Raw genomic sequence first — 12,844 nt, 5'->3', positions numbered from 1 at the left:
CTTCGGAATTTATCCAGAATGCTTAGAATCTTCTCAGGCAATGCCTGGACCTGTCCGGTCCGGCATTGTGCCTCACCCGCTACAAACGGTTTGTCCATGGTGATCACATTTCGATGCCGTCACGGACGCGGCAATGATGCGACACAAGCGGGCTGAGGAAATATCGGAGCTATACTAAGAGTGTTGCCTCTGTGAGCACATCAAAGGAGAAGTGTATGACAACAACAATGAAACGAATCACTGCCGTTGTACTGGCGACCACGTTAGCTGTTGCACTGAGCGGCTGTTCTAACTGGTCTAAGCGTGACCGCAATACCGCCATTGGTGCGGGCGCGGGTGCGATTGGGGGTTCAGTATTGACCAATGGTAGCGCACTCGGCACAGTCGGCGGCGCCGCTGTCGGTGGTATTATTGGTCATCAGGTCCACTAAGGACCTTATTAAAAGAATAATCGGCTACGCTAAGCATCTGCATGACAATCGGGCTACTCTGGTAGCCCGATTTTTTTATTCATCCGCCCGCCAGTTTGACCTTCATCCCTTTGGCTTCCAGCAGGGTTTTCAGCAAGTCGCGTTTATCGCCCTGAATTTCAATAACGCCCTCTTTTACCGAACCGCCACAGCCACATTTCTTTTTCAGTTCTGCCGCCAGCAGCGTCAGAGCCGCATCATCCAGGTAGATGCCGGTGATCAGGCAGACGCCTTTGCCCTTGCGTCCGCTGGTCTGACGCTGGATCCGCACAACACCATCCCCTTTTGGCCGCTCTGCTTTTGGCTCCGGCTGCGTGATGCGCCCGCTGTCGGTTGAATAAACCAGTGGATTGTCATTCGCCATTATTGTGTCTCCAGACTGGCCAGAATCGCCTGCAGGGCGGCGGCGGGGTCGGCGGATTGCGTAATAGGACGCCCGATAACCATGTAGTCTACGTCCGCCTGCTTCGCCTGCTGCGGTGTCATGATACGACGCTGATCGCCGGCATCGCTGCCTGCCGGACGAATCCCCGGCGTGACCAGCGCAAACTCCCTACCCATCACCTGTTTGAAGCGGACCGCTTCATGTGCGGAACAGACCACCCCATCCAGTCCGCACGACTGGGTCAGTTTTGCCAGTCGCTCTGCCTGTTCGGCAGGGGAAAGCGTAATGCCCAGCTCTCTGAGATCGTCTGCATCCATGCTGGTCAGTACGGTCACCGCAATCAACAGCGGCGCATCTTTACCAAAGGGAAGCAGCGCCTCACGCGCCGCGTTCATCATCCGCGCCCCGCCGCTGGCATGAACGTTGACCATCCAGACGCCAAGATCGGCAGCGGCAGCTACGGCATGCGCGGTGGTATTGGGAATATCGTGAAATTTAAGATCGAGGAACAGCTCAAAACCACGCTGCTGCAGAGTGTTAACCAGCGAGGGACCAAACAGCGTAAACATCTCTTTGCCCACTTTCAGGCGGCAACTGCGGGGATCGATCTGGTCGACGAAACGCAATGCGCTGTCGAGGTCATGATAATCCAGCGCTACCAGAATCGGCGAAGCGGTCACGTTGTGGGGTGAAGGCATGGCATTTCCTCTGCAGTAAGCACCCGCAGGCGCGATTGACAAACGGCAAGCATTCTACCCGCGGTGTCTGGCCATCACAATCGCCATTGCCATTCTGCCTGGCAATAAGTGCACGACTGCTAAAGTTGGTTGATGAGTATTTATATAGTATGTTGTAACTATTATGGGTGCAATTAAATCGGTCATAACGGCCACTTTACTGGCCGTCGAGACCACGAATCGGCTTCACTGAAGACCACGTCCGGCAGGATGGGCAGTGCCAGTAAAGTGCGTGCGCGGTAAAACCACACTTCTGACAGCGATAGCGCGGCTTGGTGCGGATCTGTTCACCCACCATGTCGCGCAGCACCATCAGACTCTCTTTGGCCCGGCCATCTTCTGCTTCACGCAGATTTAAATCCATCAGGCGATGGAAAACACGCATCGTCGGATGGCGCTCAAGCTGACGACTGATATAGTTTTGTGCCGCTTCAGCGCCCTGCTGCTGCTCAAGGATGTCAGAAAGATAAAGTTCCGCTGCCGCGCCGGTGTTCTGTTCCACACAGCGCTGCAGAAAGTCTGCCCAGGCGTCAGGCTGATTGAGCCGCTGGAAACAGGTTTCCAGCATGCTCAGCGTTTCACTCACCAGCTCTTTATCCTGATCCAGCACGCGCTGCAGATGACCCACCGCTCTGGCGAAATCTTCTTTTTCCATCAGAATACGGCCCATCATGATAGAGATGCGTGCACTGTTGCGATCGGCTGCCTCCCCTTTCTTCAGCAGGCCCATGGCACGATCCAGATCGTCGCTGCTCATCGCCTGTAACGCCAGTTCGCAGTAGAAGTGGGCGATTTCGCCCTTCTGCTTCTCTTTGCCGAGCTTAACCAGACGTTCTGCAACCTCGATGGCCTGTAGCCAGTCACTGGTGGCCTGGTGAATCAGCAACAGCTGCTGCAGCGCGCCGATGCGAAAATCCGTTTCATCGGTGAGCTGCTTAAACATATCTTCTGCGCGGTCATATAAGCCCGCTGCCATATAGTCGCGACCGAGTTGTTGAATGGCTAGCAGACGCTGCTCGTAGCTCAGGGAAGCACTTTCCATTAATGCCTGATGGATACGGATAGCGCGGTCGACTTCTCCGCGCGATCGGAACAGGTTACCCAGCGTCAGATGTGCCTCTACCGTGCCGCTGTCCTCTTTTAGCATATCGAGGAACAGGTCAACGGCTTTGTCCTGCTGATTTGAGAGCAGGAAATTGACGCCCGCCACATATTCACGTGACAGCCGGTTGGCTTCCTGTTGCTTATCCTGATGCGCGCTGCGGCGGCCCATATACCAGCCATAGGCAGCCGCAACCGGCAGTAACAGAAACAGCAATTCATGCATTGAGGATTATTCCCGGCCAGCCGGAGAAGATGGCGTGGTCGCCAGGGCGGTGCTCTGCTCAATTTGCGTCTGCATACGCTTAATTTTCCGATTGGCATTGGCCAGTGAAACACGGGTCCGCAACCAGAACAGCCCACAGATGACCCAGCCAAGCACAAAACCTGCGCCAAACAGTGATGCCAGTAAGGTCGAGATGCTGAACTCACCCTGCGCCAGCAGATAGTTAAAAGTAATGACCTGGTCGTTATGCGCGCCTAAGGTGACGGAAATAATAAAAATGACCAGTACCACTAAAAAAATCAGCAAATATTTCACAGTGCATCCTGTTGTGAGGTTATCGGGTAGAATTATGCCAAAACTCCGGCAAAAATGCTGCTCCCAGCAGCATCGGGCGAGTCGCTTTTGCGCAGGCCCGACTAATAATATGGGGTCTTAAGGGTGAATTACAATCAGGGCTCCCGCTGTGCCACCTCTTTTTGCTCATCCGGCGGCAGCGTCAGCGGGCCACAGAAACGCTGTGCCAGCCATGTCGCAACGGTGACCAGCAACCAGGAAAGCACGGTTGCCATCGCCAGATCGCGTGGCCAATGCATGCCCAGCAGCAAACGGCTTGCCATCACGCCCGTCGCCCACAGAAAAATGACCACCACGGTTTTATAATGCCGACGCGGCCAGAGCAGACCCAGTGCCAGCAGTGCCCAGCTGGCGGCAAACATGGTATGCCCGGACGGAAAAGCAAAGCCAGTTTCAAACGCCCAGTGCCGTTTCAGCCAGCCCGGAATCTGTGTCTCATCGGCAATCAGTGAAGTCACCATTTCACCACGCTGTTTACGTTTCAGCTCGTAAAAAGTCTTCTCATCCAGCCCGTGATGCTGCTCCAGCCAGATCACATAGGGACGCGGCTCCTGAATCTGCTCTTTGATAAAAGATTTGGTGTATTGCCCCGCCAGAATAGTGGCGTTCATGATCAGCAGCAGCAATATGGCAGGCTTCAGGCGAAAGCGCAGGCACCAGAGCATCCAGGCGCTCAGCAGCACGCTGGTGACGATACCCCACGGATTGGTGACGGTTTCCGTCATCCAGAAGAGACCTTTCAGCAGCGCATTGCTTTCACCTGGCTGCCAGCGCCAGCCAGTAAGCCAGACGGCAACCGGCATGATGAGCAGCAGCAGCATTCCGAAGGTGGTACGACGCGAAATCTTAAACATCTTCTTCCCTTATCCTGGCGTCAAATGACAACATTTGCATAACTTTAGCTTAAAAAAGAATAACATAACCGTTGCCGATTGGATAATTGTGCTTTATCACTGCAATTGGTCTCAGAGATTACCAGCCCGCTTCCGGGTTGTGGCACAATATTGCACGTTTGTCGGGCCACACTGGCCTGTGCGCTATCATGATGATAGTGCATCCTCTGAAGGTTCTGGAGAGTCACATGCAGCTTAAACGGGTGGCAGAAGCCAAACTGCCCACGCCATGGGGAGATTTCCTGATGGTTGGTTTTGAAGAATTGGCAACCGGACATGACCATGTTGCACTGGTCTTTGGCGATATTAATGATAACGAGCCGGTACTGGCGCGCGTTCACTCCGAATGCCTGACCGGCGATGCACTCTTCAGCCTGCGTTGCGACTGTGGTTTTCAGCTGGAAGCCGCGCTCAATGCCATCGCAGAAGAAGGTCGCGGCGCGCTGCTCTATCACCGCCAGGAAGGCCGTAACATTGGTCTGCTGAATAAGATCCGCGCCTATGCGTTGCAGGATAAAGGTTATGACACCGTAGAAGCGAACCATCAGCTTGGCTTTGCCGCCGATGAGCGCGACTTCACCCTGTGCGCAGATATGTTTAAACTGCTGGGCGTGAATGAAGTGCGTCTGCTGACCAATAATCCGCGCAAAGTGGAGATCCTCAGCGAAGCCGGGATCAACATTGTTGAACGTGTGCCGCTGGTCGCAGGACGAAATCCGAAGAATGCGCACTATCTGGATACGAAAGCGGAAAAGATGGGGCATCTGCTGCCGAAGTCATAAATGAAAAAGCCGGGTTTCCCCGGCTTTTTTATCAGTCCAGCATATTGCGGATAACGTAGTGCAGGATGCCATCATTGCGGTAATAGGTCAGCTCATTGCCGGTATCAATGCGACAGCGGGTGTCCAGCTCTTCCTTACTGCCGTCAGCACGGGTCAGCGTGACTTTCACGCTGCAGCCTGGCGTCAGTGCCTGAAGGTTTTCCACATCAATCCGCTCTTCACCCGTCAGCCCCAGGCTTTTACGCGTCACGCCCTGCGGAAACTCCAGTGGCAAAATGCCCATCCCAATCAGGTTGGAGCGATGAATACGCTCAAACGATTCGGCAATGACCACCCTCACCCCCTGCAGACGCGGCCCTTTAGCGGCCCAGTCGCGGCTGGAGCCAGAACCATACTCTTTACCCGCAATGACCGCCAGCGGCACCCCTTCAGCCTGATATTTCATCGCTGCATCGTAGATGGCCAGCTGTTCGCCACTCGGATAGTGTCGGGTATAGCCACCTTCTACGCCTGGCACCATCTCATTGCGGATACGGATATTGGCAAAGGTGCCGCGCATCATCACCTCATGGTTACCACGACGCGACCCATAGGAGTTAAAATCGTTGCGCTCAACGCCGTGTGACAGCAGATAGCGTCCGGCGGGACTTTCCGCTTTAATGCTGCCCGCTGGCGAGATATGGTCCGTAGTGACAGAATCGCCAAGCAAGGCGAGCACCCGCGCACCGCGAATATCCTGCACCGGCTTAGGCTCTTTCTCCATATCATCAAAGAACGGCGACAAACGGATGTATGTCGAGCCTTCATCCCAGTCGTATGTTGCCGCTTCACTGACCCTGATCGCCTGCCACTCTGGCGTGCCATCGAAGACTTCGGCGTACTCTTTATGGAACATATCACTGGTGACCTGCTGCACGGCTGTGGCGATCTCTTCCGGTGACGGCCAGATATCTTTCAGATAGACCGGCTGGCCCTGGCGATCGTGGCCAAGCGGCTCCGTCTGCAGGTTGATCTTCATGTTACCCGCCAGCGCGTAAGCCACCACCAGCGGCGGCGAAGCCAGCCAGTTGGTTTTAATCAGCGGATGAATACGACCTTCAAAGTTGCGGTTGCCGGATAAAACGGCACCAACTGTGAGATCGCCCGCTTTGATCGCAGTCTCAATCTCATCTTTCAGCGGGCCGGAGTTACCGATACAAGTGGTGCAACCATAGCCGACCAGATTAAAGCCCAGCTCGTCGAGGTACGAGGTCAACTGCGCGACGGCCAGATAATCGGAAACCACTTTAGAACCGGGTGCCAGCGAGGCTTTAACCCACGGCTGACGTTTCAGACCACGCTCTACCGCTTTCTTCGCCAGTAAACCGGCCGCCATCAGCACGCTTGGGTTAGAGGTATTGGTACAGGAGGTAATCGCACTGATCACCACCGCGCCATCGGTCAGTGTGTGAGTCAGGCCGGTGCCGCTGTCAGTATACTCAACATTTTTATGCGGTTTTTGCGCCTGATTCACTTCCAGCTCGTTGCTGGCATCAAACGCAGCGGGCACATCGCCCAGCGACACCCTATCCTGCGGACGTTTTGGTCCTGCCAGGCTCGACTCCACCTCGTTCATATCCAGTGCCAGGGTACTGGTGAAGCGCGGCTCATCGCCGGGATTGCGCCACAGCCCCTGCGCTTTGGCATACGCTTCCACTAAAGCTACCTGATCGGCATCGCGTCCGGTCAGCGTCATGTAGCTCAACGTGACGTCATCAACCGGGAAGAATCCGCAGGTTGCGCCATACTCAGGGGCCATGTTGGCAATGGTCGCACGATCTGCCAGCGGCAGGTCGGCCAGGCCGTCACCGTAAAACTCAACGAATTTACCGACAACGCCATGCTTACGCAGCATCTGAGTGACAGTCAGAACGAGGTCAGTTGCGGTAATGCCTGCGCGCAGTTTGCCGGTAAGTTTGAAACCTACGACATCCGGGATCAGCATGGAGACAGGCTGACCCAGCATGGCTGCTTCCGCTTCGATGCCCCCGACTCCCCATCCCAGCACGCCAAGCGCGTTGATCATGGTGGTATGAGAATCGGTACCGACCAGCGTATCGGGCCAGGCATACTCTTCGCCATCAAGGGTTTCATGCCAGATCGCCTTGCCGAGATATTCCAGGTTCACCTGATGACAGATACCGGTTCCTGGCGGCACGACGCGGAATTTATCAAACGCTTTCTGACCCCAGCGAAGGAAAACATAGCGCTCATGGTTACGCTCCATCTCCAGCCGGACATTCTCTTCAAAAGCGTCATCATCACCAAAATGGTCCACAGTGACCGAGTGGTCGATAACCAGATCGACGGGCGACAGCGGATTCACTTTGGCTACATCGCCGCCCAGACGGTTCACGGCTTCGCGCATGGCCGCCAGGTCGACCACCGCCGGCACGCCGGTAAAGTCCTGCATTAATACGCGGGCTGGCCGGTAGGCGATTTCGCGGTCGGCGTGGGCATCTTTCTGCCAGTCAACCAGCGCCTGGATGTCCTCAGTGGTGACAGAGTCGCCATCCTGCCAGCGCAGTAAGTTTTCCAGCAGAACTTTGAGAGATTTGGGCAGGCTATCAATATTGCCCAGTTGTTGAGCAGCGCGGGGAAGACTGAAGATGTGATAGTTATTGGTGTCGACCTGCAGTATTTCCTGACTCTGCTCGCGTAGGGTAGACGACATAGCTCCTCCTTTTTCGTTCATGGTCTTAAACCTTAGTGAGACAAAGGTTTATGTTAAAGATAGACCACAAATTCGTTAACGTTTTGATTACAACACAAATTGCTACAATCGCCTGAAAACGAAAATGCCCCGTGAAAACACGAGGCATCAGAAAGAGGTGATTTAATTCAAATTACAGTGTTATCCACACCGCCGCAGACCAGAACGCAAAGGAGAAAGCATACGCGCTAAGCCAGGACATTTTAATAATATTCATTTGGTTCACTCCTTCGCCGGAATCGGGCGTAAAAGTTTTTGCGGTCGCCTGTCAATCGGCGACACCCTTTGGTCTTACTGGATGTGGATAGGGGCATTTTAAAGCCCACCGGAAACTCCGGTTATAAAAGAGCAATGACGAAGAGATGGTCTTACAACGTTATTTGTTTTCAGGATCCAGAAACGACTCTATAAACAGTCGCTGGTTATCACTCAAATCCCATGACTCGGGGATAGACACTTTTTCGTCCTTTGCAAGGGCTTCTTTTCCTTTACAGGATACTGGCTTGTGCTGACCCGTGGTCAAAGAACGTTTATGACTGAGTGTATGTGCCCACATGGCTTTAGCCCCAGATACGCCAAATCATTAACGCTACAACTACCCAGAACAGCGCAGAGGCAGCGAATACGGTTAACCAGGCATTGCGACGGGTATTGCCAGTACGCTCAACCTTGGTGCTTTTTGCCGGGAAACCCGGTTGTACAGTCAGTCGTGTATTCATAGTTTTTGATAATCACTCTCAACAAAATGATTGATAACATCGATTAAGATTTAGGAGGAATCCTAAACGCGTTAAGGCCAAAAATCCAGTTATTTTTATTGAGTAAAACGATTAACGGTATTAATCATTAGGCTTCGATAACGTAAGAAATCATTAACTCCCGAACGAATATTTAATTAAACAGTCAGCAAAAAAATTTGAGTTAAATTAAAAACAGATCCATTTAAAACTAAAGATACATCTAAAGAACCTTATGTTTACTGGCTCCACACATCAGCTCTTAACTGGAGTATGGGAATAATCCTGGCGAGTCGCAAAGTGACATAGTTAAAAGTGTGTTGTATTTCGCATTTAAGAAAGCCCAACCGGAAAACATGTGATCAATGTTTCATTTACAAAAAAATCATAAAAACTTTTGATTCTCATTTGGCGCTAAAGCCTGACAACAAAAAAGGCTGCACCAGGCAGCCTTATGTTGTCGCGGAGAGCATCAACGCTATTTAAATGGCAGCTTAATGTCCTTGAACATCGCCTCAATGTCTTCATTTGAGCGCAGCGCCACGGCGGTATCCACCACGTCTCGGGTCAGGTGTGGTGCAAAACGCTGGATAAAATCATACATATAGCTGCGAAGGAAGGTGCTGCGGCGGAAGCCAATTTTGGTAGTACTGTTGGTAAAGATATCGGCAGCTTCAATACGAATCAGATCAGGATCGGCCACCGGGTCCACCGCCATACTGGCAATCACCCCCACGCCCAGACCTAAACGGACATAGGTTTTAATGACGTCGGCATCAGTAGCGGTGAAGACGATGCGGGGTGTTAATCCTGCCCGATTAAAGGCCGTATCGAGTTCCGAGCGCCCGGTAAAGCCAAAGGTGTAGGTCACCAGCGGATATTCAGCCAGCTCTTCGATGCTCACCTGCCCTTTTCCGGCCAGCGGATGATCCGCCGTGACGACAATCGCGCGGTTCCAGTGGTAACACGGCAGCATGATGAGATCGTCATAGAGATGCAGGGCTTCAGTGGCTATAGCAAAGTCCGCATTGCCTTTGGAAACCGCTTCGGCGATCTGGGTTGGCGAACCCTGATGCATATGTAAAGAGACGCGCGGATAGCGCTCGATAAATCCTTTGATGACGCCTGGCAGCGCGTAACGTGCCTGGGTATGTGTGGTGGCGACATAAAGCGAGCCTTTATCCGGCCAGGTGTGCTCGCCGGCAACGGATTTGATCGCATCGACTTTGGAGAGAACTTCACGCGCTATACGGATGATCTCTTCGCCTGCAGGCGTCACCTGAGTGAGATGTTTACCGCTGCGGGCAAAAATTTGCACGCCCAGCTCATCTTCCAGCATACGCACCTGTTTACTGATGCCGGGTTGAGAGGTGTAGAGACCTTCCGCTGTCGAAGAGACATTGAGATTATGGTTCACCACTTCGACGATATAGCGCAACTGCTGTAATTTCATATCTATTCCATCCCGGTAAGTTACAGAGTCGCATCCCCGCTTGACGTATAGTCGCAAGGGTCAAGAAATGCTATGCATCAGGAAAGGTCGGAAATGCTATAACAACTATATCATTTTAAGTGACAGAGTAGAACGGATTGATATAAGGCTTAGAAAAAGGCCAGCGAGCGCTGGCCTGAATGTGGTGCGTTGTCAGTGTCAGTGGTCAAATCGGGTAAAAACAGTAAGAAGAAGGCCAGCAAACGCTGGCCTGTGTGGATTACTTTTTCGCTTCCTGCCACTTTCCATCTATATAGAAGGCGGACCAGCCGGTTGCCTTACCCTCTTTTTCAGAGGAAACATACTGCTGTTTGGTTTTGCGGCTGAAGCGCACCAGCGTTTTATTGCCTTCCGGATCGGCGGCTGGCGCGTCGGCCAGATATTTCAACTTCTCAGGCAGACGATCTTTGAAGCGCTGAAGCTCCTCCACCAGCGGTGCACGCGTTTCGCGTGATTTCGGGAAGGTGTTAGCCGCAAGGAAAACACCCGCTGCGCCGTCACGCAACACGAAGTAAGCATCGGACTTCTCACACGCCAGTTCTGGCAGTGGAACCGGATCTTCTTTTGGCGGTGCGACTTCACCACTGCGCAGAATCTTGCGGGTGTTTTTGCACTCTTCGTTGGTACACGCCATGTACTTACCAAAGCGTCCCATCTTCAGGTGCATCTCCGAACCACACTTCTCGCACTCCACTATCGGGCCGTCATAGCCTTTGATGCGGAATTCGCCTTTCTCGATTTCGTAACCGTCACATTCCGGGTTATTACCACAGACGTGTAGTTTACGTTCATTGTCGATCAGGTAGCTGTCCATCGCGGTGCCACACTTATGGCAGCGTCGACGGGCACGCAGGGCGTTAGTTTCAGCATCATCGCCTTCCAGAATATTGAGGACTTCATTTTCCGGAATCAGGTTGATGGTCTGTTTGCAGCGCTCTTTAGGCGGCAGCGCATAGCCGGAGCAGCCCAGAAAAACGCCGGTGCTGGCGGTACGGATTCCCATCTGACGACTACAGGTCGGACACGCAATCGAGGTCAGCACCATCTGGTTCGGTTGCATGCCACCTTCTTCAGGATCTTTCTCTGCCAGTTCAAGCTGCTGAGTAAAGTCGGCGAAGAAGTGATCGAGAACCGCTTTCCATTGCGCCTCGTTATTAGCTACCTGATCGAGGCTGCTCTCCATGCGGGCGGTGAAATCATAATTCATCAGTTCGCGGAAGTTCTCTTCCAGACGATCGGTAACGATTTCACCCATTTTTTCCGCATAGAAGCGACGGTTCTCTACCCGCACGTAGCCACGATCCTGAATGGTCGAGGTAATAGCCGCATAAGTGGATGGACGACCGATGCCGCGTTTCTCAAGTTCACGCACCAGTGACGCTTCGCTGAAGCGCGCCGGTGGCTTGGTGAAGTGCTGACCCGGAAGAAGCTGTTGCAGATCCAGAACATCACCCACGCTGACGGCTGGCAATGTACGATCTTCATCATTCTTACGCAGCGCAGGCATGACTTTGGTCCAGCCATCGAAACGCAGAATACGGCCTTTCGCTTTGAGTTTAAATTCACCCGCCGCCGCTGTAATGGTGCTGGAATCATATTTTGCTGGTGTCATCTGACAGGCAACAAACTGACGCCAGATCAGCTGATAAAGTTTCTGCGCATCCGCTTCCATATCCTTCAGCTTTTCCGCCACCACTTCCACATCAGAAGGACGTATCGCTTCGTGCGCTTCCTGGGAGTTCTCTTTGCTGGCGTAAGTAATGGCGGTTTCAGGCAGATACTTTTTACCGAAATGACTTTCGATATAGCCACGCGCCATGGCGACCGCATCCTGACTCAGGTTGGTTGAGTCGGTACGCATATAAGTGATGTGACCGGCTTCGTACAGGCGCTGAGCCATCATCATCGTTTTCTTCACGCCAAAGCCGAGACGGGTACTGGCAGCTTGCTGCAGCGTCGAGGTGATGTAAGGTGCGCCCGGCTTGCTGCTGGTCGGCTTATCTTCACGGTCGACGATCTCATAACGCGCTTTTTCCAGCAGCGCTACCGCGGCATAGGTCTCGTCGCGATTGACCGGACGGAAGGCTTTGTCACCTTTGTGCGTCACGTCCATCGACAGTTCATCGCCTTTTGGCGTGGTCAATGCGGCATTAACTTCCCAGTACTCTTCGGGAACAAAGGCTTTGATTTCACGTTCACGTTCCACCACCAGGCGAACCGCAACAGATTGCACACGGCCGGCAGAGAGGCCACGGGCGATTTTTTTCCACAGCAGCGGTGAGACCATATAGCCCACCACGCGATCCATGAAACGGCGCGCCTGCTGCGCATTTACCCGGTCAATATTCAGTTCGCCCGGCTTTTCAAATGCCTGACGAATCGCATTTTTGGTGATTTCGTTGAAGACCACACGACTGAAGCGCGAGTCATCGCCACCGATGACTTCCCGCAGGTGCCAGGCGATGGCTTCCCCTTCACGGTCAAGGTCGGTTGCGAGATAGATGTGGTCAGCATTAGCGGCTAACGCCTTCAGTTCAGCAACCACTTTCTCTTTGCCGGGCAGAATCTGATAATCCGCTTCCCAGCCGTGATAGGGGTCTACACCCATGCGGCTGACGAGTGCGGCTTTCTCATCTTTTTTAACTTTTTTGACTTTCTTGTCAGTTGAAGCGTCTTTGACTTTCTTATCTGTCGAGGCGTCAGCACTCTTCTTCGCGGTTGAACCACTGGTCGGCAGATCCCGGATATGACCTACGCTGGATTTAACCACGTAGTCACTACCCAGGTATTTATTGATTGTTTTAGCCTTTGCCGGGGACTCAACAATAACGAGTGCTTTACCCATATTTACCTTTACCTAATGAAAACATCCTGCTTAACGGGAGAGGATTGGATGCCCAAAAACCCAGTGGGTT

11 protein-coding genes are annotated in these 12,844 nt (G+C 53.0%); 2 read left to right on the top strand and 9 right to left on the bottom strand.

What is annotated here, in order from left to right; all coding sequences use genetic code 11:
- Positions 1–215 precede the first annotated feature (215 nt).
- On the top strand, positions 216–431 hold the full coding sequence (osmB, locus tag ACTJKZ_RS04365; RefSeq protein ID WP_003853848.1) for an osmotically-inducible lipoprotein OsmB: 216 nt from the start codon (positions 216–218) through the stop codon (positions 429–431).
- A 79-nt stretch (positions 432–510) separates the two neighbouring features.
- On the opposite strand, the gene yciH is transcribed toward osmB, so the two are convergent.
- The 5 genes from yciH to pgpB all read right to left on the bottom strand — a co-directional run bounded on the left by yciH (position 511) and on the right by pgpB (position 4,127).
- Entirely contained in the window at positions 511–834 is a 324-nt protein-coding gene (gene yciH / locus ACTJKZ_RS04360; RefSeq protein WP_440829287.1) for a stress response translation initiation inhibitor YciH, read from the bottom strand.
- Positions 834–1,553 (bottom strand): orotidine-5'-phosphate decarboxylase, encoded by a 720-nt coding sequence (pyrF, locus tag ACTJKZ_RS04355; protein WP_253418753.1) that lies wholly within the window; start codon positions 1,551–1,553, stop codon positions 834–836. The genes yciH and pyrF overlap by 1 nt, the downstream gene beginning before the upstream one ends.
- 196 nt (positions 1,554–1,749) lie before the next feature.
- Positions 1,750–2,919: a lipopolysaccharide assembly protein LapB gene (gene lapB / locus ACTJKZ_RS04350; RefSeq protein WP_161736300.1), complete on the bottom strand. Its 1,170-nt coding sequence runs from the start codon at positions 2,917–2,919 to the stop codon at positions 1,750–1,752.
- A 6-nt stretch (positions 2,920–2,925) separates the two neighbouring features.
- A complete protein-coding gene (locus ACTJKZ_RS04345; protein ID WP_013358009.1) occupies positions 2,926–3,234 on the bottom strand; it encodes a LapA family protein in 309 nt (102 codons plus the stop codon).
- A 134-nt stretch (positions 3,235–3,368) separates the two neighbouring features.
- A complete protein-coding gene (pgpB, locus tag ACTJKZ_RS04340; RefSeq protein WP_253418755.1) occupies positions 3,369–4,127 on the bottom strand; it encodes a phosphatidylglycerophosphatase B in 759 nt (252 codons plus the stop codon).
- Positions 4,128–4,354: 227 nt separating this feature from the next.
- On the opposite strand from pgpB, the gene ribA reads away from it, so the two are divergent.
- Positions 4,355–4,948, top strand: coding sequence for a GTP cyclohydrolase II (gene ribA / locus ACTJKZ_RS04335; protein WP_161736302.1), 594 nt, complete (start codon positions 4,355–4,357; stop codon positions 4,946–4,948).
- Between the two features lie 31 nt (positions 4,949–4,979).
- On the opposite strand, the gene acnA is transcribed toward ribA, so the two are convergent.
- From acnA to topA, 4 genes are all read right to left on the bottom strand, one after another.
- Positions 4,980–7,661 carry an aconitate hydratase AcnA gene (gene acnA / locus ACTJKZ_RS04330; protein ID WP_222925415.1) on the bottom strand — a complete coding sequence of 894 codons (2,682 nt, stop codon included), beginning with the start codon at positions 7,659–7,661 and terminating at the stop codon, positions 4,980–4,982.
- Between the two features lie 599 nt (positions 7,662–8,260).
- Positions 8,261–8,419, bottom strand: coding sequence for a YmiA family putative membrane protein (locus tag ACTJKZ_RS04325; protein ID WP_003853864.1), 159 nt, complete (start codon positions 8,417–8,419; stop codon positions 8,261–8,263).
- Positions 8,420–8,915: 496 nt separating this feature from the next.
- Positions 8,916–9,890, bottom strand: a complete 975-nt coding sequence (cysB, locus tag ACTJKZ_RS04320) for an HTH-type transcriptional regulator CysB (RefSeq protein WP_013358012.1) — start codon at positions 9,888–9,890, stop codon at positions 8,916–8,918.
- A 259-nt stretch (positions 9,891–10,149) separates the two neighbouring features.
- On the bottom strand, positions 10,150–12,774 hold the full coding sequence (gene topA / locus ACTJKZ_RS04315) for a type I DNA topoisomerase (protein ID WP_161736498.1): 2,625 nt from the start codon (positions 12,772–12,774) through the stop codon (positions 10,150–10,152).
- Between the last annotated feature and the right edge of the window lie 70 nt (positions 12,775–12,844).

This window comes from Pantoea sp. 22096 (genome assembly GCF_052045955.1).
GTDB lineage: Bacteria > Pseudomonadota > Gammaproteobacteria > Enterobacterales > Enterobacteriaceae > Pantoea > Pantoea alfalfae.
Note: the sequence above shows the minus strand (reverse complement) of the source record. Positions and strands in the feature narration are given on the sequence as shown.